Source organism: Micromonospora sp. CNZ296 (assembly GCF_007827635.1).
Window position 1 is genome coordinate 101,566 of the sequence record NZ_VISW01000015.1, and the last position, 22,360, is coordinate 123,925.

At 73.6% G+C, this 22,360-nt stretch carries 19 protein-coding genes; 10 read left to right on the top strand and 9 right to left on the bottom strand.

What is annotated here, in order from left to right; genetic code table 11:
- Window positions 1-38: 38 nt before the first annotated feature.
- Complete coding sequence (locus FB455_RS23920) at window positions 39-680, bottom strand: TetR/AcrR family transcriptional regulator (protein ID WP_030273380.1); 642 nt, start codon at window positions 678-680, stop codon at window positions 39-41.
- 78 nt (window positions 681-758) lie between these two features.
- On the opposite strand from FB455_RS23920, the gene FB455_RS23925 reads away from it, so the two are divergent.
- The 4 genes from FB455_RS23925 to FB455_RS23940 all read left to right on the top strand — a co-directional run bounded on the left by FB455_RS23925 (window position 759) and on the right by FB455_RS23940 (window position 5,740).
- Window positions 759-1,211, top strand: coding sequence for an SCP2 sterol-binding domain-containing protein (locus FB455_RS23925; RefSeq protein WP_013283405.1), 453 nt, complete (start codon window positions 759-761; stop codon window positions 1,209-1,211).
- A 1-nt stretch (window position 1,212) separates the two neighbouring features.
- Window positions 1,213-2,427, top strand: coding sequence for an acyl-CoA dehydrogenase family protein (locus FB455_RS23930; RefSeq protein ID WP_145755002.1), 1,215 nt, complete (start codon window positions 1,213-1,215; stop codon window positions 2,425-2,427).
- A 167-nt stretch (window positions 2,428-2,594) separates the two neighbouring features.
- Window positions 2,595-4,160, top strand: a complete 1,566-nt coding sequence (locus FB455_RS23935) for an AMP-binding protein (RefSeq protein ID WP_013283403.1) — start codon at window positions 2,595-2,597, stop codon at window positions 4,158-4,160.
- 77 nt (window positions 4,161-4,237) lie between these two features.
- Window positions 4,238-5,740: a N,N-dimethylformamidase beta subunit family domain-containing protein gene (locus tag FB455_RS23940; RefSeq protein ID WP_071097221.1), complete on the top strand. Its 1,503-nt coding sequence runs from the start codon at window positions 4,238-4,240 to the stop codon at window positions 5,738-5,740.
- On the opposite strand, the gene purD is transcribed toward FB455_RS23940, so the two are convergent.
- From purD to FB455_RS23955, 3 genes are all read right to left on the bottom strand, one after another.
- Entirely contained in the window at window positions 5,724-6,971 is a 1,248-nt protein-coding gene (purD, locus tag FB455_RS23945) for a phosphoribosylamine--glycine ligase (RefSeq protein ID WP_071098928.1), read from the bottom strand. The two genes, FB455_RS23940 and purD, sit on opposite strands and share 17 nt — an antisense overlap.
- A gap of 90 nt (window positions 6,972-7,061) precedes the next feature.
- Complete coding sequence (locus FB455_RS23950) at window positions 7,062-7,985, bottom strand: type IV toxin-antitoxin system AbiEi family antitoxin domain-containing protein (protein ID WP_071097222.1); 924 nt, start codon at window positions 7,983-7,985, stop codon at window positions 7,062-7,064.
- Window positions 7,986-8,221: 236 nt separating this feature from the next.
- A complete protein-coding gene (locus FB455_RS23955; protein WP_013473426.1) occupies window positions 8,222-9,511 on the bottom strand; it encodes an adenylosuccinate synthase in 1,290 nt (429 codons plus the stop codon).
- A gap of 121 nt (window positions 9,512-9,632) precedes the next feature.
- On the opposite strand from FB455_RS23955, the gene FB455_RS23960 reads away from it, so the two are divergent.
- Together FB455_RS23960 and FB455_RS23965 are read left to right on the top strand one after the other, a co-directional pair.
- On the top strand, window positions 9,633-10,631 hold the full coding sequence (locus FB455_RS23960) for a diacylglycerol kinase family protein (RefSeq protein WP_013283398.1): 999 nt from the start codon (window positions 9,633-9,635) through the stop codon (window positions 10,629-10,631).
- A 74-nt stretch (window positions 10,632-10,705) separates the two neighbouring features.
- The gene (locus FB455_RS23965; protein WP_145755003.1) at window positions 10,706-12,676 is read left to right on the top strand and encodes a chromosome partitioning protein; all 1,971 of its coding nucleotides are present in this window, start codon (window positions 10,706-10,708) and stop codon (window positions 12,674-12,676) included.
- A 51-nt stretch (window positions 12,677-12,727) separates the two neighbouring features.
- On the opposite strand, the gene FB455_RS23970 is transcribed toward FB455_RS23965, so the two are convergent.
- Window positions 12,728-13,156 (bottom strand): DUF3151 domain-containing protein, encoded by a 429-nt coding sequence (locus FB455_RS23970; protein ID WP_013283396.1) that lies wholly within the window; start codon window positions 13,154-13,156, stop codon window positions 12,728-12,730.
- 262 nt (window positions 13,157-13,418) lie between these two features.
- On the opposite strand from FB455_RS23970, the gene FB455_RS23975 reads away from it, so the two are divergent.
- Window positions 13,419-14,630, top strand: coding sequence for an LOG family protein (locus FB455_RS23975; protein ID WP_186466433.1), 1,212 nt, complete (start codon window positions 13,419-13,421; stop codon window positions 14,628-14,630).
- 92 nt (window positions 14,631-14,722) lie between these two features.
- On the opposite strand, the gene fbaA is transcribed toward FB455_RS23975, so the two are convergent.
- Together fbaA and FB455_RS23985 are read right to left on the bottom strand one after the other, a co-directional pair.
- Window positions 14,723-15,745: a class II fructose-bisphosphate aldolase gene (gene fbaA, locus FB455_RS23980; RefSeq protein WP_145755005.1), complete on the bottom strand. Its 1,023-nt coding sequence runs from the start codon at window positions 15,743-15,745 to the stop codon at window positions 14,723-14,725.
- A 195-nt stretch (window positions 15,746-15,940) separates the two neighbouring features.
- On the bottom strand, window positions 15,941-16,324 hold the full coding sequence (locus FB455_RS23985; RefSeq protein WP_013283393.1) for a phage holin family protein: 384 nt from the start codon (window positions 16,322-16,324) through the stop codon (window positions 15,941-15,943).
- A gap of 138 nt (window positions 16,325-16,462) precedes the next feature.
- On the opposite strand from FB455_RS23985, the gene FB455_RS23990 reads away from it, so the two are divergent.
- Window positions 16,463-16,672, top strand: coding sequence for a hypothetical protein (locus FB455_RS23990; protein WP_013283392.1), 210 nt, complete (start codon window positions 16,463-16,465; stop codon window positions 16,670-16,672).
- Window positions 16,673-16,684: 12 nt separating this feature from the next.
- Here FB455_RS23990 and FB455_RS23995 read toward each other — a convergent pair whose 3' ends face one another.
- Together FB455_RS23995 and FB455_RS24000 are read right to left on the bottom strand one after the other, a co-directional pair.
- Entirely contained in the window at window positions 16,685-17,737 is a 1,053-nt protein-coding gene (locus tag FB455_RS23995; RefSeq protein ID WP_145755006.1) for an LCP family glycopolymer transferase, read from the bottom strand.
- Window positions 17,737-18,219 carry a SigE family RNA polymerase sigma factor gene (locus tag FB455_RS24000; RefSeq protein WP_145755007.1) on the bottom strand — a complete coding sequence of 161 codons (483 nt, stop codon included), beginning with the start codon at window positions 18,217-18,219 and terminating at the stop codon, window positions 17,737-17,739. Before FB455_RS24000 ends, FB455_RS23995 begins: the two co-directional genes overlap by 1 nt.
- Before the next feature lie 118 nt (window positions 18,220-18,337).
- On the opposite strand from FB455_RS24000, the gene FB455_RS24005 reads away from it, so the two are divergent.
- Complete coding sequence (locus FB455_RS24005; protein ID WP_071097231.1) at window positions 18,338-19,828, top strand: 3' terminal RNA ribose 2'-O-methyltransferase Hen1; 1,491 nt, start codon at window positions 18,338-18,340, stop codon at window positions 19,826-19,828.
- The gene (locus tag FB455_RS24010) at window positions 19,825-22,341 is read left to right on the top strand and encodes a polynucleotide kinase-phosphatase (protein WP_145755008.1); all 2,517 of its coding nucleotides are present in this window, start codon (window positions 19,825-19,827) and stop codon (window positions 22,339-22,341) included. The genes FB455_RS24005 and FB455_RS24010 overlap by 4 nt, the downstream gene beginning before the upstream one ends.
- Window positions 22,342-22,360: the final 19 nt, after the last annotated feature.

Consider the following 22,360-nt stretch of genomic DNA (forward strand, 5'->3'; position numbering starts at 1 on the left):
CCCTTCCACTACCGGAGGCGTTAAGAAGGGGCCCTTCCTTACCCCGCCGCGGGCGGGTGCCAGGTGACGCCGCGCAGGAGCTGGTCGGCGCCGAGCCAGGCCACGTTCATCATCCGGGTCGCTGTCTTCCCGGCGTCCGCCTCGGGGTGGTCGGCCAGCCAGTCGGCGAGCGACTCGCTGGCGCCCACCAGCCCGTACGCGACCACCTCCAGGTCGGTGGCGCCGACCTCGCGGCCGGAGGCGCGCAACGCGTGGTCGAGCATGCCGGCGACCACCTCGACCAGCCGGCCGCGCATGGCGGCGAGTTCGGCGGCGAACGGCTGGGAGCCGCGGGCCTGCCGGTAGAGGACCGCCCAGCCGTCCCGGTGCGCGCCGACGAAGCCGAAGAACGCGCGCAGTCCGCGCCAGAGCCGCTCGTCGGCGGGCAGGTCGGGGGCGGCGGCACCGGCGATCGCCTCCATCATCCGGGTGCTCTCCCGATGCAGGCAGGCGATGAAGAGTTCCTCCTTGGTGCCGAGGTAGGCGTACACCATCGGCTTGGAGATGCCGGCGTCGTCGGCGATCTCGTCCATGCTGGCGGCGTGGAAGCCGCGGCGGGAGAACACCTTCACCGCCGCGTCGAGCATCTGCTGCTCGCGTACGGCGCGGGGGAGGCGCTTGAAGGTCGGCGTGCTGGACACCCTTGCGAGCATACCTACCCGTGCGTAAGGTTACGCGAGAGTAACCAAAGTGGCCCCGCCCGAGAGGTGCAATCCCCCATGACTGACTTCGACCCGGCCAACTTCGCGAACGTCGGCCCGAAGGAGTTCGCGCAGCTGGTCAAGTCCACGCCGGACGCCAAGATCAACGAGATCATGTCCGGCGAGGCGCGCGGCAAGATCCTCAGCGAGGTCTTCAACCGGATGCCCACGCTGTTCCGCGCGGACCGCGCCGGTGCCACCAACGCGGTCATCCACTGGAACATCACCGGCCGTCCGGACGGTGGCACCGACACCTACGAGATCGTCATCGAGAACGGCACCTGCACCGTCTCGGAGACCGCGACCCGCGACCCGAAGCTGAGCCTCACCATGGGCCCGGTCGAGTTCCTGAAGATCGTCTCCGGTGGCGCCAACCCGGTGATGATGTTCATGACCGGCAAGCTGAAGGCCAAGGGCGACCTGGGCCTGGCCGCCAACATCGCCAACCTGTTCGACATCCCCAAGGCCTGACATGGCCGATTTCTCGCTCGACCTGAACGAGGAACAGCGGGACCTTCGCGACTGGGTGCACGGCTTCGCCGCCGAGGTCGTGCGCCCGGCCGCGGCCGAGTGGGACGCCCGGGAGGAGACTCCCTGGCCGATCATCCAGGAGGCCGCGAAGGTCGGCCTGTACGGGTTCGAGTTCCTCGCCACCTGCTGGGCCGACCCCACCGGCCTCTCCCTGCCGATCGCCAGCGAGGAACTCTTCTGGGGTGACGCCGGCATCGGCCTGAGCATCTTCGGCACCTCCCTCGCGGTCGCTGCGATCTACGGCGCCGGCACCCCCGAGCAGCTCGTCGAATGGGTGCCGCAGTGCTTCGGCGACGTCGACTCCCCGGCCGTGGCCGCGTTCTGCACGAGCGAGCCGGAGGCCGGATCCGACGTCGGCTCGATGCGTACCCGCGCCGTCTACGACGAGGCCACCGACGAGTGGGTGCTCAACGGGCAGAAGGCGTACGCCACCAACGGCGGCATCGCCGGAGTGCACGTGGTCACCGCCTCGATCGAGCCCGAGCTGGGCTCGCGCGGCCAGGCCGCGTTCGTCGTACCCCCCGGCACTCCCGGTCTGACCGCCACCCGCAAGCTGCGCAAGCTGGGGCTGCGCGCCTCGCACACCGCGGACGTCTTCCTCGACGACGTCCGGGTGCCAGGCCGCTGCCTGCTCGGCGGCAAGGACGCGCTCGACGAGCGTCTGGCCCGCGCCCGGTCCGGGCAGCGCGCCTCCGGCCAGGCGGCGATGCGGACGTTCGAGCTGTCCCGCCCGACAGTCGGCGCGCAGGCGCTCGGCGTGGCCCGCGCCGCCTACGAGTACGCCCTGGACTACGCCAAGGAGCGGGTCCAGTTCGGACGGCCGATCATCTCCAACCAGGCGGTCGCGTTCGCGCTCGCCGACATGAAGATGGAGATCGACGCGGCCCGGCTGCTGGTCTGGCGCGCCTCCTGGATGGGCCGCAACAACCGGCCGTTCACCGCGGGCGAGGGCTCGATGTCCAAGCTCAAGGCCGGTGAGGTGGCCGTCTCGGTGACCGACAAGGCGGTCCAGCTCCTCGGCGGCGCCGGCTTCCTGCGCGACCACCCGGTCGAGCGGTGGTACCGCGACGCCAAGATCTACACCATCTTCGAGGGCACCTCCGAGATCCAGCGGCTGGTCATCTCCCGGGCCATCTCCGGGATGCAGATCCGCTGACCGCCGGCGGGCCGCGGCCCGGCCCGTGACGACGTCGCACGCCGTCGCGGGCCGGGTCGCCGCTCCCGGGCCGACCCGAACCGCGATCGGGCGCAAGATCATGCCGAACCGGACGGCCGACCGTCCGGAGCCTGGTCGACGAACCACGAACGCGAAGGAGTTGCGCCGTGGACCTGCCGTTCATCGCCGCCACGCTGACCCGACGTGGACTGCTCGCCCCGGGCGGACCGATCCGCGTGGTCTCCCAGCTCAACGCGCTGCGCCGGTGGGGCTGGAGCCTCGCCGGGGAGCTGCGCCAGGCCGCCGCCCGCGACCCCGGCCGTGTCGCCGTTGTCGACGAGCAGGGCGCCACCATGACGTACCAGGAACTGCTCGACCGCTCCGAGCGGCTGGCCCGGTCGCTGCGCTCCCACCTCGGCGTGCAGACCGGCGACCGGGTCGGTGTGCTCTGCCGCAACCACCACGGCCTGATCGAGGCGATAGTGGCAGCGATGCTGCTCGGCGCGGACGCCGTCCTGGTCAACACCGGGCTGTCCGCCGCGCAACTGGTGACTGTGGCCGAGGAACAAGGCCTGCGTGTCCTGGTGCACGACGGCGAGTTCACCGAGCGCGTCCTCGGCCTCCCGGCCGAGCTGCACCGGGTCGACGAGCGGCGGCAGGAGGAGCTGATCGCCGCCGCCGTACCCGGCGAGAAGCTCCAGCCGCCGGAGCGCGACGGCCGCACCATCGTGCTGACCTCCGGCACCACCGGCGCGCCCAAGGGCGCCCGCCGGCCCACCCCGCACGGCTTCGGCCCGCTGGTGTCCATCATCGACCGCATCCCGCTGCACGCGCGGGACACCGTGATGATCGCCGCGCCGATCTTCCACACCTGGGGGTACGCCGCGCTTCAGGTGTCGTTCGCGCTGCGCGCCACAGTCGTACTGCACCGCCGCTTCGACCCGGCCGCCACGCTCGCCGCGCTCGCCGCTCAACCGTGCGATGCGATGTTCGCCGTACCGGTGATGCTGCAACGGCTGATGGAGGTGGCGCCGCCGCAGCCCCGGCCGCCACTCAAGGTGGTCGCGGTCAGCGGATCCGCGCTGCCCGGAAACCTGGCCACGGCGTTCATGGACCGGTACGGCGACGTGCTCTACAACCTCTACGGCTCGACCGAGGTCTCCTGGGCCTCCATCGCCGGCCCGGCCGAGCTGCGCGCCGCGCCCACCACCGCGGGCCGGCCGCCGCACGGCACCCGGCTGGCCATCCTGGACGAGACCGGCCGGCCGGTCCGCGACGGCGAGGTCGGGCGGATCTTCGTCGGCAACGAGATGCTGTTCGAGGGCTACACCTCGGGCGCCGGGCGGGAGAGCCGCGACGGCCTGCTCGACACCGGCGACCTGGGCCGGCTGAACGCCGACGGCCTGCTCTTCGTCGACGGCCGGGCCGACGACATGATCGTCTCGGGCGGCGAGAACGTCTTCCCGTCCGAGGTGGAGGATCTGATCGCCCGGTTGCCGCAGGTCCGCGAGGTCGCCGTGATCGGCGTACCGGACCCCGACTACGGCCAGCGACTGGCCGCGTTCCTCGCGCTGCGCACCGGCGAGACGCTCGACCCGGAGGCGGTCCGCGAGTACGTCCGGCGCTACCTGGCCCGCTTCTCCGTGCCCCGCGACGTGGTGTTCGTCAAGTACCTGCCGCGCAACGCCACCGGCAAGGTGCTCACCCGGGAGCTGCGCCGCTACTTCGACTGATCCACATCGGTCACACGGCTGCCGTCCTCCGGTGCTACGGTCTCCCCCGATCGAACGGGGAAACGGGGAGCACCACAATGGACAGGCTTCGGCGGCGTACCGCACTCGGCCTCCTCGTCGGCGGCGCGTCCGCCGCCGCGCTCGGCCCGTTCGACCCGGTCCTCGGCGGCCGGCCCGACGACTCACCCACCCGGTGGCCGGTCCCGCCCGTCGAGCGGGAGAACCGCGCCGCCGGTGAGCCGTGGTGGCCCGAGCACGGCGGCCGGGCCGCCGACGACCGGCGGCGCCAGATCCAGGGGTACGCCTCGACGACGAGCGTCGCCCCCGGCGAGGAGATCGACTTCCACGTCGCGGTCAACCCGGGCGGCCGGTTCCGGATCAGCGTGCACCGCCTCGGCTGGTACGACGGCGCGGGCGCCCGCACGATGCTGACCAGCCCCGAACTGCGCGGCGTACCGCAGCCGGTGCCGGTGGCCGACCCGGACACCGGTGTGCTCGACTGCCGGTGGCCGGTGTCCTGGCGCCTGTCCGTCTCGCACGGCTGGACCTCCGGCCTCTACCAGGCGGTCTTCACCTCGGCTGACGGCTGGCGGGCCTGCACGCCGTTCGTGGTACGCGACGACCGGCGCCCGGCCGCGCTCTGCGTGGTGCTGCCGGTGACCACCTGGCAGGCGTACAACCAGTGGCCGCGCGACCGGCGGACCGGCAAGAGCCTCTACAACGGCTACCGGGCCGACGGGCGGCGCGACCCGGCGCTGCGGGCACGCGCTGTCACGTTCGACCGCCCGTACTCCGGCGCCGGCCTGCCCACCCACTTCGACCGCGACGAGGCCGCGATCCGGTGGCTGGAACGCAACCTCTACGACGTCAGCTACGCCACCAGCTTCGACCTGCACTCCGGGCGCCTCGACCCGGCCCGGTACCGGGGTCTGGTGTTCTGCGGGCACGACGAGTACTGGTCGGCCGAGATGCGCCGCGCCACCGAGGTCGGCCTGGACGGGGGCACCAGCCTCGCGTTCCTCGGCGCGAACAGCGTCTACTGGCACGCCCGCGTACGCGCCGCCGCCGACGGCCGCCCCGAACGGCTCGTCGAGTGCGCCAAGACGCTTCCCGACCCGGGCGCGGGCATCGGCGACCCGACCGTGACCTGGCGCAACCTCGACCGGCCGGAACAGGCGCTGCTCGGCGTGCAGTACAACGGCATCGTGCTGACCCCGCAGCCGCTCGTGGTGCGCGCCGCAGACAACTGGGTGTGGGCCGGCACCGGCGTGGCCGACGGCGACCGCATCCCGGGCGTGGTCGCGGGCGAGGCGGACGGGCTGCACGCGGCCCTCCCGCGGCCCGCCGGGACCACGCTCAGCTCCTCGCCGTACCCGGCCCAGCAGGGCGGCCGACGGCTCCAGAGCAGCTACGTCCACGAGACGGCACGCGGAGCTGTCGTCTTCGCCAGCGGCACGCTCGGCTGGACCCTGGCACTGGACCGGCAGGGGCACCGCGACCCGCGCATCGAGCGGGCCACGGCGAACGTGCTCAACCGGATGGCCGGCCGGCGCCCCGGGCCGGTCAGCCCGGAATCGTGACCCGGCCGTCCACGGCCGCCGCCGCGATGTCGGTGCGGTGGTGGGAACCGGCCAGCTCGACGTCGCGTACCAGGGCGTAGGCGGCGTCGCGCGCGGCGGCCAGGTCCGGCCCGGTCGCCGTACCGCAGATGACCCGGCCCCCCGCGGAGCGCAACGTGCCGTCGGCGTCCCGGCGGGTGCCGGCGTGGATGATCCCGGCGCGGTCCGCGCCGGTGATCACGTCACCGGTACGCGGGCCCGCCGGATAGCCGTCGGCCGCCACCACGACCGTCACGGCCGCGCCGTCGCGCCAGCGCAGCGGCGGGTGCGCGCCGAGCGTGCCGGTGGCGGCGGCGTGCAGCAGCCCGGCCAGCGGCGTCTCCAGCAGGGCGAGTACGACCTGCGTCTCCGGGTCGCCGAAGCGCGCGTTGAACTCGATCACCCGCGGGCCGGACGGGGTGATCGCCAGGCCCACGTAGAGCAGGCCGGCGAACGGGGTGCCCCGGCGGCGCAGCTCCGCCAGCGTCGGGTGCACCACGTCGCGCATCACGTCGTCGACCAGATTCGGCGGGGCCCACGGCAGCGGCGCGTACGCGCCCATGCCGCCCGTGTTCGGCCCGGTGTCGCCGTCGCCGACCCGCTTGAAGTCCTGCGCCGGCAGCAGCGGCACCGCCGCCTCGCCGTCGGTGACCACGAACAGGGAGACCTCGGGACCGGACAGGTACTCCTCGATCACCACCCGGCCGCACTCCGCGGCGTGCCGCTCGGCGACCGCCCGGTCTTCGGTGACCACCACACCCTTGCCGGCGGCGAGCCCGTCGTCCTTCACCACGTACGGCGCGCCGAACTCGTCCAGCGCGCGCCCCACCGCCGCCGCGCCCTCGCAGGTGTACGCGCGGGCGGTCGGCACCGCCGCGGCGGTCATCACGTCCTTCGCGAACGTCTTCGAGCCCTCCAGCCGGGCCGCCTCCGCGCTCGGGCCGAACACCGCGATGCCCTTGGCGCGTACCGCGTCGGCGACGCCCACCACCAGCGGCGCCTCCGGCCCGATGACCACCAGGTCGGCAGCGACCTCGACGGCGAGAGCCGCCACTGCTGCCGGATCGGTGGGTGTCACCTCCCGAAGTTCGGCAACCGCAGCGATCCCCGGATTCCCCGGAGCCGCGACGAGCGCCTCGACAGCCGGGTCACCGGCGAGTCCGAGCGCGAGAGCGTGCTCCCGCCCACCACCACCCACAAGAAGTACGCGCACGACCGGCATCCTACTGACCGCCCCACCCCACCCCGTCGATCAAGGAGTTTGCGTCTCAGATTGAGCGGTGCGGGTCCGCAAACTCCTTGATCACCGGCGCGTCAGGGCGTGCTTGACCGTCTGGGGGATGTAGTCGGGGCGCAGGGTGTCGGACCAGGTGAAGCGGAGGATCCGCCAGCCGGCGTTGACCAGGCGGTTCTGCCGGAACCGGTCCGCGTAGACGGCCTGCGGCGTCAGGTGCGGGCCTCGGCCGTCCGCCTCCGCAATCAGACGAGCCCCGCGCCATGCCAGGTCCCCGACGCCGAGCAGGTAACCGTCCTCGTCCCGCACCGGCAGTTGCAGGACGTCCGGCGGCACGCCACCGTCGACGCACCGGAGCCTGGCGCGGGTCTCCAGCGGTGACTGTGCCCGGCCGTCCGCCTCGGCCAGGTATCCCCGAGCGGCGACCGCTCCACGGCGTCCGGTGAGGTGCGTGAGCACCAGGGACAGGTCGTTCTCGGCCAGGATCCGCTGATTGAGCGCGGAGTCGAGGACGCACACCGCCGGATAGCGCCGCGCCCGCAGCAACACGTCGGCGACGGTGCGCGCCGGTGTGGTGACCGGTACGCCGCCGGCCCGGCACACGTCCGCTTCGGCGAGCGTCAACTGGTGCACCGTCAGGCCCGGCTCCGCCCGGCGCTGCACGTGCGGCCGATCCGGCGGCACCGAGACGTGGATCGCCGCCGTCGGCGGGAGACCGGCGATGCCGTGCAGCTCGGCGGCGGTACCCAACACGGCGACCGCGCCCCGCCCGAGGCTGGCGACCGTAGCGCGGATCATGGCACGTCGTAGTGCCACAGGCGTCAGCACGGCGGGAGGCGGCAGGTAGCAGCCGCGCGAGACCCGGGTCCATCGCCCGGACCGGACGAGGTACCGGATCTGCTCCCGGCCGAGGCCCAGGCGCAACGCCTGCCCCGCCGTCACGAACCCGCCCTGCGTCGCGGCCAGCCGCGTCAGTTCGCCGAATTCACCCACACGCGCAGGCTCCCCCGCGCCACCCCACAGCCGACACCCCTGTGGACAACCCTGTGGAAAACCGCCTCCCACAGCCCGCCCCGCCTCCACCCCGTGCCCGCCTTCACCCGCCCCGGCGCCCGCCCCGGTGATCAAGGAGTTTGTGTCCGGATCCGACGCCGAACTGGACACAAACTCCTTGATCACCAGAGTGCGAGCCGGAGGGCGGGGGCCGGGGGTCCGGCGCGGGGGTGGGGTTAGGGGAGGAGGGGGTGGCGGAGGACGTTTTCCTCTCGGCCTGGGCCCACGCCCACCACGCTCACCCGGGTGCCGGTCAGCTCCTCGATACGGGCGATGTAGCGGCGGGCGTTCTCCGGGAGCTCGTCCTCGGTCCGCGCCTTGGTGATGTCCTCCCACCAGCCGTCGAGCTCTTCGTAGATCGGCGTGGCGTGGTGGAAGTCGGTCTGCGTCATCGGCATGTCGTCGAAGCGCTCGCCGTTGATCTCGTACCCGACGCAGATCGGCACCTTGGCCAGGCCGGTCAGCACGTCCAGCTTGGTGACCACCAGGTCGGTGACGCCGTTGAGGCGGCACGCGTACCGGGCCACCACGGCGTCGAACCAGCCGCAGCGGCGCTCCCGGCCGGTGGTGGTGCCGTACTCGTGGCCGACCTTGCGCAGGTGCTGCCCGTTGTCGTCGAACAGCTCGGTCGGGAACGGGCCCGAGCCCACCCGCGTCGTGTACGCCTTGCTCACCGCGATGACCTTGGTGATCGCGGTCGGCGGGATGCCCGCGCCCACGCACGCCCCGCCGGCCGTCGGGTTCGACGAGGTGACGAACGGGTAGGTGCCGTGGTCCATGTCGAGCATGGTGGCCTGGGCGCCCTCCAGCAGCACGGTCTCGCCGCGGTCGAGCGCGTCCCAGAGCATGACCCGGGTCTCGGCGATGTACGGGCGCAGCCGCTCGGCGTACTGGAGGTACTCCTCGACGGTCTCCTCGACGTCGATCGCCTTGCGGTTGTAGACCTTGAACAGCAGCTGGTTCTTCTCGCGGAGCGCCAGCTCCAGCTTCTTGCGCAGGATGCCCGGGTCGAGCAGGTCCTGGAGCCGGATGCCCATCCGGGCGACCTTGTCGCCGTACGCGGGACCGATGCCCCGGCCGGTGGTGCCGATACGGGAGCTGCCCAGGTAGCGCTCGACCACCCGGTCCAGCGCGCGGTGGTGCGGCATGATCAGGTGCGCGTCGCCGGAGATACGCAGGCGGGACACGTCCACGCCGCGCTCGGCGAGCCCGTCGATCTCCTGGAGCAGCACCTTCGGGTCGACCACCACGCCGTTGCCGATCACGATCATCGCGCTCGGTGACAGCGCCCCGGACGGCATGAGGTGCAGCGCATACTTCTGGCCGTCCGGCGTGATCACCGTGTGGCCTGCGTTGTTGCCGCCGGAGTAGCGCACGACGTAGTCGACCCGCTCACCCAGCAGGTCGGTAACCTTGCCCTTGCCCTCGTCGCCCCACTGGGCGCCGAGCAGCACGATCGCTGGCATCTTCTCGCCTCCAGAAGGCTCGGGTGCCAGGTGGCGACCGGTCAGCGAGCCCGGGGTGTCAGGCTAACAAGTAGTGACGGCGGGACCAGCAGGGGTTGGTCGAGAAGCAGGAGGCTCCTTCGTGTACGACGTGGTGCTGCTCACCCTCGGCTCGGAGCGGGACGCTCCCGGTGGTGGCTGCGGCAGCGGCGGCGCCTGCTGCGGCGGCGCGGACGACACCGCCGCCGAGAGCGGCGAGGAGCGCTGCGAGACGCCGCGCGTACCGGTGCTGGCCTGTGCGGACGAGCTGACCGCCCGGGGTGCCCGGGTGACCACCGTGACCGCCCGGTCGGACTCCGAGATCGACGAGGTGCTGGCCCGCCTCGACGGCCCGCCGCGCGCCGACGGCCTCACCTGGCCGGATTCCGACGGCAAGACCCGGCTCATCGTCGCCACGGCCAGTGACGGTCAGTTGCGCGCCGTCCTGCGCCGGCTGGTCCGGCGGTACGCTCCGCCGCCGAGTCGCCGCCCCGCGGACCTGGCCGCCAACCGTACGGTGCCCGACCTCCCGCCTGTGGGCGTACTCCCGCTCGATCCGGCCCGGTCCGGGACGGCGCGGGACCTGGCCGCGCAGCTCGGGCTGCCCCGGGATCCGGCGGGTGTGGCCGCCGCGGTGCTGGACGGCACCGCCCGGCGGCTTGACCTGCTGCGCAACGACGGCGGCTCGGTGACGCTGGACGGCGCGCTGCTCGGCGCCGCCGACGACGCGGGCCGCCCGCTGCACTGGCGGGCCCGGGTCGAGGTCGACGGCACGGTGCTGAGCGACGGTTCGGAGCCGATCACCGCGTGCGCGATCGGCAACGCGGGCGGGTACGCGCGCCTGGGCGAGGTGGACCTGCTGGGCGGCCCGGATCCGGCCGACGGGCGGGTGACGGTGGGCGTCGCCGTACCAGTGGTGACCCGGTCGGCGTTGGGCCGGAAGAAGGTCCGGCTGGAGGTACGCCGGGCGCGGGGACGTGCGGTGGCGGTGGTGCCCCGCGACGAGAAGGTGCCCTTCCTCGACGACGGCGTCGAGGGCGAGCTGAGCCGCAAGCGCTCCTGGTGGACCGAGCCGGGCGCCTGGGCGGTCTGGACGGGCTGACCTCGGTCGATCCCCACCCGGCTCGCGGCGCTGGCCGGACCGCCTATCCTCGGCGGAAGGAATGGGGAGGAACCGTGGTGCACGAGAACGACGACCGGGCCCACGTACCGGGCCGACCGCAGGTGCCGCAGCGGGACGTCGAGCCGCTGTGGCCGCCGGAGGAGACCGACGCGGCGGCGGCCACGATCCCGCCGTGGGCGTCGGTGCCCTGGCCGCTCCCGCCCGCCGACGCTCCCACGCCGGTGGCCGCGGACGTCCCGGCGCCCCAGGCACCGGTGGCGGCGGACGTCCCGGCGCCCCAGGCACCCGCTGTCGACCTGGACCTGCCGTTCACGCTCGACCGGGCGACCTCCGCCCCGTCACCGGCCCAGCCGGAACCGGCGGCATCCGGCTCACCGGCGGCGCCCGGCTCGCCGGCGACATCCGGCTCACCGGCGGCGCCCGGTACGCCGGCGGCACCCGTCCCGGCGACCACGCCCGCCACCGGGACGACCGGCCCGGGTACCACCGGCGAGGGCGCCGGGAACGGACGGCCCGGCTCGCCGTGGGCACAGCCGCCACAGCGGGCCGGGTCGGACTCCGCCACCACGCCGGACCCCGCCGACGCCACGGCGCCGCCGTCCGAGGCGGTGGAGGCCGACGGCATCGCGTCCGGCCGCGCCACCGTGGCACCGCCCCCGCCCGAGGCACTCTCCACCGACGGCACCGCCTCCGGCCGGGCCACCGTGGCACCGCCCCCGCCGCCTGACGCCCTCCCCGAGGACGGCACGGTGTCCGGCCGGGCCACCGTCGCCGGGACGCAGCCGTCGCCGGACTCCGGTACGGGACCGGCAGGGACGGGCGCGCCCGAGCAGGCGCCCCGCCTCGGGCCGTTCCCGCCGTCGCCGGGCGTACCGGCGCAGCCGTCCCCGTACGGCAACGGCTACCCGTCGCCCGGGTATCAGCCACAACCCGGTCAGCCCGGCTGGTACCCGCCGCCCGGCTGGACGCCCCAGACCGGCGTGCCGCAGCCGGGCGGCCCGCTGCCTCCGCAGGCGCCGGTGTCCGGCCCGGTGGTGCCGCCACCACCTCAGCCCGGAGCACCCCACCCGGAGCAGGGCTGGACGCCGCAGCAGGCGGTGCCCCCGACCGCCGAGGACTTCGCCCGCCGCCGCCAGGCCCGGCCGGTCGACCCGGTGGCCACCATGGGCGTACGCGCGGTGGTCAACAAGATCGGGCTGGTCCGGCTCGCGCCCGGGCGGCACGAGCAGGAGATGAAGCGCGACATCGAGATGGTCCGCCGCAACTTCGGCGGCCTGCGCCAAGTGACGGTGGTCAACCCGAAGGGCGGCGCCGGCAAGACGGTGGCGATCCTGCTGCTCGCCATGACGTTCGGCCAGAAGCGCGGCGGATACGTGCTGGCCTGGGACAACAACGAGACCCAGGGCACCCTCGGCATGCGGGCGCAGCAGGACTTCCACGCCCGTACGGTGCGGGACATGCTGCGCGACCTGGCCCAGTTCCAGGGCCCGCACGGCCGGGTGGGCGACCTGTCGCAGTACGTCCGCTCGCAGGGCGAAGGCATGTTCGACGTGCTGGCCTCGGACGAGTCCGCGACCGGCGGCGAGATGCTCACCGCCGCCGCGTTCGCGGAGATCCGTGAGGTGGTCAGCCGGTTCTACAAGCTGATCTTCGTGGACACCGGGAACAACGTCCGGGCGCAGAACTGGCAGGCCGCGATGGACGCCACCGACCAGCTCGTGGTGACCATGTCGGCCCGGAACGACTCGGCCGAGACCGCCGCACGGATGCTCGACCACCTGGAGCAGAGCGGCCGGCAGCGGCTGGTCCGGCAGGCGGTCACCGTGGTCTCGATGCCGCCGTCGCGCAAGGAGATCGACCTGCCCGCGATCCAGGCCCACTTCGCGGCGCGGACCCGGGCGGTGCTGCTGGCGCCGTACGAGCGGCTCATCGACACCGGCGAGCCGCTGCGGTACGGGCAGCTCTCCTCCGCCACCCGGGACGCCTGGCTGAAGATCGCCGCGTCGGTGGCGGAAGGGCTGTAGGACGGGCGCGACGGCCGGCACCCGGGTCGGGACCGGCCGTCGCGGCAGTGGTCAGTCGCCGGAGAGCGCGTCTCCGGCGGCCGGGTCGCAGTCGCGGAGGAACTGGGCGCACCGGGCCGCCTCGTCCGCCTCGCCGATCTCCCCCGCCGCGCGGGACAGCACGTAGAGGCAGCGGAGGAAGCCGCGGTTGGGTTTGTGCGACCAGGGCACCGGACCGTGGCCCTTCCAGCCGCTGCGGCGCAGCTGGTCCAGGCCCCGGTGGTAGCCGGTGCGGGCGTACGCGTACGCCGTGACGACCTGACCCGCGGTGAGCGCGCGGCCGGCCAGCGCGGCCCAGGCCGCACTGTAGGTCGGGAATCGGGCCGCGACCTCGGCGTACGCCTCGTCGGTGCCCTGCTCGGCCGCCGCCGCCAGCGCGGCGTCGGCCTCCTCGTGGACCGGGAGCAGGGTGGCCGGTGGCTCAGGCAACAGGTTCTGCATCGCCCCATTCAACCCGCTTCGCCCTCGGGTACGCGAGGGGCCTCGCCCGTACGGTTGGCTGAACGGCTGAGGGTTTCGTCACGCCTGCGGCGGGAGCACACGTACCCGCGGCCCATGCCGCCGCCGTGGTTCTTGCACTACAAATACAGATCCGGAGCCTCCCCAGGACCCGGTTACGCAGGAGCCCGGCGGCGTGCCCGCCGGGCTCCTGTCGTTCTCGCCCCCGGTTTCGGCACTTGCCGCGCGGGGGCAGGATGGCCTGGTGCCGACCCCACCACCCGCGGACGTCATCGAGCCGCACGCGCCCCACGTCAACGAGATCGAGACCCGCACCGCTTTCGAGCAGCGGCTGGCCGGGGGAACCCTGGCCGGTCTGACCGTGCAGGGCCTGCGCCTCGACCTCGACCCGGTTCCCGACCTGCGCGACGTCGACGTCACCGGCACGCTCTTCGTGGGCTGCCGCTTCGCCGGCCGCGAGGTGGGCGCGGACCTGGTCCGCCGGGGCGCCAACGTCGTCCCTCCGTTCTCCGGGCTGCCCTACCCGACCCAGCCGTCGCACCTCTACACCGCCGACGAGCTGGCCGCCGGGTTCGCCGAGGGCGGGTTCGCCGGGATGTACGACACCCGGGTGTACGCGCACTTCCGGGAGCACGGCGGCGCGCTGCCGGACGTACGCGAGGCGCTCGGTCAGCGACTGCACGACCACGGCGTGGACAACGCGCTGGCCGACGCCACCCGGTCGTGGCTGGCCGCGCACGGGCCTCAGTCGGTGGTGGGTGTGATGGGCGGGCACGCGGTGCCGCGCGGCAGCGTCGCGTACCGGATGGCCGCCGTGCTGGGCTGGGAGCTGGCACGGGCCGACCGCCTGGTGGTCACCGGCGGCGGTCCGGGTGTGATGGAGGCGGCGAACCTCGGCGCGTTCCTCGCGGCCTGGCCGGCCGAGGAGCTGTCCGCCGCGATCGACGTGCTCGCCGTCGCGCCGGACTTCACCGACCACGACCGGTACACGGCGGCGGCGCTGGCGGTGCGCAAGCGGTACGCGGACGGCCCGGCGCTGCCCTCGCCCCGCCCATCGGCGCCAGGAACCGGGTGGGCCCGTTCCGGCGGGCTGGCCATCCCCACCTGGCTGTACGGCCACGAGCCGGCGAACCTGTTCGCGGGCCGGATCGCCAAGTACTTCTCCAACGCCATCCGGGAGGACACGATCCTGCGGCTGGCCCGGGGCGGGATCGTGTTCGCGCCCGGCAAGGCCGGCACCGTGCAGGAGGTGTTCCAGGCGGCCACCAAGACGTTCTACGGCACCGACGGGGCGAGCGGGGCGTACGTCTTCCTGGACCGCACGTACTGGACCACGGAGCTGCCGGTGGAGTCGCTGCTGCGACCGCTGTTCGCCGCGTCCCCGTTCGGCGACCTGTCGCACACGATCCACCTGACCGACGACGTGCGCGACGCCGTCCGGGTGCTGGTGCAGTGAAAGGAAGGGCCCCCTTTTAACGCCTCCGGTAGAGGAAGGGCCCCTTGTTAACGCCGAGCGTTAACAAGGGGCCCTTCCTTACACGCGGGGTGTCACTTCATGGTGGTGCCGGTGGAGCGCAGGTGCTCGCAGGCCTCGACCACGCGGGCGGCCATGCCGGCCTCGGCGGCCTTGCCCCAGACACGCGGGTCGTACATCTTCTTGTTGCCGACCTCGCCGTCGACCTTGAGCACGCCGTCGTAGTTGCGGAACATGTGGTCCGCGACCGGGCGGGTGAAGGTGTACTGGGTGTCGGTGTCGATGTTCATCTTCACCACGCCGTAGTCCAGCGCCTCCCGGATCTCGGACAGCAGCGAGCCGGAGCCGCCGTGGAAGACCAGGCTGAGCGGCTTGTCCTTGCCGTACTTGGCGCCGACCGCGTCCTGGATCTGCTTGAGCACCTCGGGACGGAGCTTGACGTTGCCCGGCTTGTAGACGCCGTGCACGTTGCCGAAGGTCAGCGCCGCCATGTAGCGGCCCTTCTCGCCCAGGCCGAGCGCGTCGACCATGGCCAGGCCGTCGTCGACGGTGGTGTAGAGCTTGTCGTTGATGGCGTTCTCGACGCCGTCCTCCTCGCCGCCGACGACGCCCACCTCGATCTCCAGGACGATCTTGCCCTTGGCGGCCTCGGCGAGGAGCTGCTCGGCGATCTCCAGGTTCTCCGCCACCGGCACGGCCGAGCCGTCCCACATGTGCGACTGGAACAGCGGCTCCTGGCCGTCCTTGACGCGCTCCTGCGAGATGGCCATCAGCGGCCGGACGAACTTGTCCAGCTTGTCCTTCGGGCAGTGGTCGGTGTGCAGCGCGATGTTCACCGGGTACTTCTTGGCGACCTCGTGCGCGTACGCGGCGAACGCCACAGCGCCGGTCACCATGTCCTTCACGGACGGGCCGGACAGGTATTCCGCGCCGCCGGTGGAGACCTGGATGATGCCGTCGCTCTCCGCATCGGCGAAGCCCTTGAGCGCCGCGTTCAGCGTCTGCGAGGAGGTCACGTTGATCGCGGGGTACGCGTACCGGCCGGCCTTGGCCCGGTCCAGCATCTCCGCGTAAGCCTCGGGGGAAGCGATGGGCATGTCGAACGCTCCTTACTTACCGCTCTCGGCCGTGCAGGCCGCTGTCTTCCATGGAGGGCGGCCGTTCCGGCCCCGGGTCTTCCCCGGAGCCGACCGTTCCGGTCGCTGACGTCCACGGCTGCGCCGGACCGCGCTGTCCACCGCGGGCAGTATCCCGTAGGAGCGTGAGCGGGGCACAACCGGCCCGGACGCCGCTCACCGATTCTCCAGCCGGTCCGGCACGATGACGCTGATCAGCCAGCTCACCACCGCGACCACGATGGCGCCCCAGAAGGCGGCCCAGAAGCCGTCCACGTGGAACGGGAGCTTCAGCACCCCGGCGATCCAGTCGGTGAGCAGGAACAGCAGCGCGTTCACCACGAGCGCGAACAGGCCGAGCGTGAGCAGGTAGAACACGCAGCCGAACACCTTGATGAGCGGCTTGAGCACCGCGTTGACCACACCGAAGACCAGTGCCACCACGATCAGGGTGAGCACGTTGCTGCCGGTGTTACGGCCGCTCACCTCCACTCCGGGCACGATCAGCGTCGCGATCCACAACGCGACCGCGGTGATCGCCAGTCGGATCAGGAAGCCCATGCCTCCCATCCTGGCACCGGCCGCGCGCCGGGAGCGGGACAATCGCCGACTCCGCCGTTCCGCCCGCCACCCAGCGGCGGCCCGGAGCAGCCCGTACGGTGGTGGGGACGATGCCCGCACGGAGAACAGGGAGGGACGATGGGTCAGCCCGACGAGGACTTCGCCCCCAGTGACCACCTCGCCCCGGAGGAGCGGGATCTGGAGGCCGAGCCGGCCGACGCGGTGGAGCAGGCCACCACTGTGACCGACGAGACAGACGGCGAGCCGCACCGGGGCATGGAGGTCGACGACTGGGACGCCATGGAGCAGGCCCGCGTCGTCGCCGCCGACGAGGACGACTATCGCTGACCCGGCGCCCGGTCACCGCAGGGCGGTGACCTGACCCGGGTGTTCTGCGGCCCACTGCGCCAGCCGGTCCGCGCGCAACGCGTCCAGGAACCCGGGGGCGAGTTCCGGGTCCGGCTCGTACCCGCGACCGTTCCACTCGTCGCGTACCGGGAAGGCGAGCGCGACCGGCTCGGCCGCGGCGGTTCGACCGCTCGCGGCCACCAGCGCCGGCAGCGACAGGTCGCCGGTGTCGGCCGTGACGGCCGGTCCGATCCGCAGGAGCAGCCGGCCGAGTTGCGCCGGATCGGTCGCCGTGCCCTGCTCCCGAAGCTGGCGGAGCAGACCGGCGGCGTAGCGGGCCGCGTTGCGGTCCCGGTCCAGCCCGCCGTCGCGCAGGCCGTACCGCTGCCGCAGCAGGTCCACCGCCGCCGCGCCGTCGAGCCGCTGACATCCGGCCGGGAAACGCCGCTCGGTGTGCACCGAACGCACCGGCGCCGGCAGGCAGACCGGCACGCCGCCGACCGCGTCGGTCAGCTCACGCGCCCCCGGGTACGTGAGCACCGCGCCGGCGTCGACGCGTACCCCGGTCAGCCGGGCGACCGCCTGGCGGGTCGCCCGGTAGCCGGCGGCCAGGTCGGTGCCCGAACCGGCGGCGCGGGAGAACGTCGCATTGAGCTTCTCCGTCCCGCCCTGCGGCGGTACCGGCACCAGCAGGTCACGCGGGAACGACACGAGGTGGAGCCGGCTCCGGTCGGCCGGCAGGTGCACCAGCAGCACCGAGTCGGCGCGCCGGCTGCCGACCGACTGGTCGACGCCGAGCAGCAGCAGGTTCAGCGCTCCGCCGGGCTCCGGCACCGGCGTGGGTGGCGCGGGCGCCGCCGTCGGCGCCGGCGGCCGGGGCGCCATCGCTGTGAAACCGACAAGCGCGACGGCGGCGACCGCCAGGGCGGTCCCGGCCAGGCGTACGCGCCGACGGCGCCGACGGCGACTGATCACCGCCCGGTCGACGGCGGCCCGGACCGGGCCGACGGGCGGGGTCGACTCCTCGAGGCGGGCGAACGCGGCCCGCAGCTCGTCCTCGATCATCAGCAGACCTCCACGAGTTCGGCTCGGAGGGTGGCCAGCGCACGCGAGATGCTGGACCGAACCGTGCCGACGGCGCAGCCGAGGATCTCGGCGATCTCCCCGTCCGGCAGGTCCTCGTAGTAGCGCAGCACCAGCGCGGCCCGCTGCCGCCGGGGCAACCGGGACAGCCAGGACCGGACCTGGTCCCGGTCCACGGCGGACTGGGCGTGGTCGGTCGGCGCGGGCACCGACTGGTCCGCCTCGCCGCGCAGCAGCACCCGCCGCGCCCACGATCCGCGCCGCCAGTCGATGAACTGGTTGGTGAGCATCCGGCGCACGTACCGCTCCGGGGCGTCGGTGCGGGCCACCCGCCGCCAGTTGAGCTGGACCCGGACCATGGTCTCCTGCACGAGGTCCTGGGCCTGGTGCGGATCCCCGGTCAGCATGACCGCGTACCGCAGCAGGGCGCCCAACCGCGCGTCGGCGAACTCCTCGTACGTCACTGCACCTCCCGGTGTCCCGTTTCATGGACGGTCCCGGGCAGCCGGAACATTGCGGCGGGATTCGGCCTCCCCGGAAACCCCCACGACAGGAACCGGGCGATCACGAGATCATCGATGGGTGCTGCTGACCCTGACCACGACCCACCGCCCGGCGACCGACCTCGGACACCTCCTGGTGAAGCATCCGGACCGCGTGCAGAGCTTCGACCTGCCCGCCGGTGCCGCGCATGTGTTCTACCCGGAGGCGGACGAGGCGCGCTGCACCGCGGCGCTGCTGGTCGAGGTCGATCCGCTCAAGCTGGGCGGCGGCCGCCGGAACCGGGCGCCGGAGGGCTTCGCGCTCGGGCAGTACGTCAACGACCGCCCGTACGCCGCCTCCAGCCTGCTCTCGTCGGCGCTGTCGAAGGTGTTCCGCTCCGCCCTGCGGGGCGAGTCGCGCGACCGTCCCGAGCTGGCGGCGAGCGCGATCCCGCTGACCGTACGGGTGCCGGTGCTGCGCTGCCGCGGCGGCGCCGAGCTGGCGGTACGGATCTTCGCCCCGCTGGGCTGGACCGTGACTGCCACCCCGATCCCGCTCGACGAGACGTACCCGGAGTGGGGTGACAGCCGCTACGTCGACCTGACGCTGACCGGCACGCTGCGGCTCGCGGACGCCCTCAACCACCTGTACGTGCTGCTGCCGGTGCTCGACGACGCCAAGCACTACTGGGTGGCGCCGGACGAGGTGGACAAGCTGCTGCGGGCCGGCGCCGGCTGGCTGGCCGGTCATCCGGAGCGGGGCCTGATCACGCGCCGCTATCTGGCGCACCGCCGGGCGCTCGCGGGTGAGGCGATGGCCCGGCTGACCGAGCTGCGGCTCGCCGACGAGCCGCCCGCCGACGACAGCATCGAGCCGTCGACCGGAGAGCCGGCCGGGTCGTCGGGCGGCGGGGCCGGGACGGCGGAGGACGTCCGCCGGGCCTCCCTGGCGGTACGGCGACGGGAGGCGGTGCTCGCCGCGCTGCGGGACAGCGGCGCGAGCCGGGTGCTGGACCTGGGCTGCGGTGGCGGTGCGCTGCTCACCGCGCTCGTCGCCGACCGGCGGTTCACCGAGGTGGTGGGCGTCGACGTGTCGGACCGGTCGCTCGGCCTGGCGGCCCGGCGGCTGCGCCTGGACCGGCTTCCGGAGCGGCAGCGGGACCGGATCCGGCTGTGGCAGTCCGCGCTCACCTACCGGGACGACCGGCTCCGGGGGTACGACGCGGCGGTGCTGATGGAGGTCGTCGAGCACCTCGACCCGCCGCGCCTGCCGGCGCTGGAGGACGCGGTGTTCGGTCACGCCCGGCCGGGCACGGTGGTGGTGACCACCCCGAACGTCGAGTACAACGTGCGCTACGAGGGGCTCGCGCCGGGCCGGTTCCGGCACGCCGACCACAGGTTCGAGTGGACCCGGGCCGAGTTCGCCGCCTGGGTGGACCGGGTGGTGGCGGCGCACGGCTACACGGCGGTGCTCGGCGGCGTCGGCGACGAGGACCCGGAGGTGGGCACGCCGACCCAGATCGCGGTGCTGACGCGGGATGACCGCAATGAGAACACCAGCAACGACCGGAAGGAGGCGACGAACCGATGACCGTCCTGGACATCCCCGAGCTGGCACTGGTGGCGCTCGTCGGCGTCTCCGGCTCCGGCAAGTCGACGTTCGCCCGGCGGCACTTCGCGCCCAGCCAGGTGCTCTCCTCGGACACGTTCCGCGGGCTGGTGGCCGACGACGAGAACGACCAGTCCGCGTCCGCCGACGCGTTCGACGCGCTGCACCACGTCGCCGCCATCCGGCTGCGGCGGGGACTGCTGACTGTGGTCGACGCGACGAACCTCCAGCCGCACGCCCGCGCCGGGCTGATCCGGGTGGCCCGGGAGCACGACGTGCTGCCGGTGGCGATCGTGCTGGACGTGCCGGAGGCGGTGGCCTGGGAGCGTACGGAGGCGCGCGCCGACCGGACGCACGGCCGCCAGGTGCTCAACCGGATGCGCCGCGACCTGCGGCAGTCGTACGGGCGGCTGGCCCGCGAGGGCTTCCGCAAGGTGCACGTGCTGCGCGGGGTGGACGAGATCGACGCCGCGGAGGTCCGCTACGAGAAGCTGTTCAACGACCGGCGGGAGCTGACCGGCCCGTTCGACGTGGTCGGGGACGTGCACGGCTGCCGGACCGAGCTGGAGGCGCTGCTGTCCCGGCTCGGCTACGTGCTGCGGCACGACGACGCGGGCCGCCCGGTGGACGCGGCGCACCCGTCGGGGCGTACCGCGGTGTTCGTCGGTGACCTGGTGGACCGCGGCCCGGACTCGCCCGGCGTGCTCCGCCTGGTGATGGGCATGGTGGCGGCCGGGCACGCGATCTGCGTGCCGGGCAACCACGAGCAGAAGCTGCTGCGCAAGCTGCGCGGCCGGGACGTCCGGCTGACCCACGGCCTGGCCGAGACGATGGAGCAGCTCGCCGCCGAGTCGCCGGAGTTCGTCGCCGGGGTGGAGACGTTCATCGACGGCCTGGTCAGCCACTACGTGCTCGACGGCGGCCGGCTCGTGGTGGCGCACGCCGGGCTGAAGGAGGCGTACCACGGGCGGGCGTCCGGCCGGGTGCGGTCGTTCGCGCTCTACGGCGAGACCACAGGCGAGACCGACGAGTACGGCCTGCCGGTGCGCTACCCGTGGGCGCGGGACTACCGCGGCTCGGCGATGGTCGTGTACGGGCACACGCCGACGCCCGAGCCGGAGTGGGTGAACAACACCATCTGCCTGGACACCGGCTGCGTGTTCGGCGGGCAGCTCACCGCGCTGCGCTACCCGGAGAAGGAGCTGGTGGCGGTCCCGGCGGTGAAGGAGTGGTACGCCCCGGCACGTCCGCTGGTCCCGGTCACGCCGTCGCGGCCGGACACCGTGCTGGACCTGGCCGACGTGACCGGGCGACGGCACCTCACCCACGCGTACGGGTCGCTGACCGTGCCGGCCGAGAACGCCGCCGCCGCGCTGGAGGTGATGAGCCGGTTCGCGGTCGACCCGGGCCGGCTGGTGTGGCTGCCGCCGACCATGGCGCCCTGCTCCACGTCGGCAGTGGACGGGTTCCTGGAGCACCCGGCCGAGGCGTTCGCCGACTACCGCGCGGCGGGCGTCGAGCGGGTGGTCTGCGAGGAGAAGCACATGGGCTCGCGAGCGGTGGTGCTCGTGGAGCGGGAGCCGGGCCGTTTCGGCGGCGGGGTGGTGCACACCCGTACCGGCAGGCCGTTCTTCGATCCGCCGCTCGACGGCGAGCTGCTGACCCGGGTGCGCGCCGCGGTCACCAGCGCCGGTCTCTGGGCCGAGCTGGACACCGACTGGCTGCTGCTCGACGCCGAGCTGCTGCCCTGGTCGGCGAAGGCGAGCGGGCTGATCCGCGAGCAGTACGCCGGGGTCGGCGCGGCCGGGCGGGCCGCGTTGCCGGCGGTGCTCGCCGCGCTGGACACCGCCGCCGGGCGCGGGATGCCGGTGGCGGGGCTGCGCGACCGGATGGCCGGGCGGGCCGCCGAGATCACCGCCTACTCGGCTGCCTACCGGGCGTACGTCCGGCCGACCGACGGGCTGCGCGGGGTGACGCTGGCGCCGTTCGCGGTGCTGGCCGGGGCCGGGGTGAGCTACGCCGACCGCGACCACGGCTGGCACCTGGCGCTGGCCGACCGGCTCTGCGCCGCCGACCCGGAGTTCTTCACGCCGACCCGGCGGCGGGTGGTGGACCTGGCCGACGAGTCGGCGGTGGCCGACGCCACCGAGTGGTGGCTGGCGCTCACCGCGGCCGGTGGCGAGGGCATGGTGGTCAAGCCGTACGCGGGCCTGGCCGCCCGTTCGCCGAAGGGCTCGTTGCTCCAGCCGGGGATCAAGTGCCGGGGGCGGGAGTACCTGCGGATCATCTACGGTCCCGGGTACACCGAGGCGGGGCAGCTCGCCGCGTTGCGCCGCCGTTCGCTGGGTCGCAAGCGCGGGCTCGCCCTGCGCGAGCACGGACTGGGCCTGGCCGCCCTGGACGCGCTGGCCGAGGACGCCCCGCTCTGGCGCCGCCACGAGCTGGTGTTCGCGATCCTCGCCTGCGAGTCCGAGCCGGTCGACCCCCGCCTCTGACGAGGACGCCCGGTCCGGC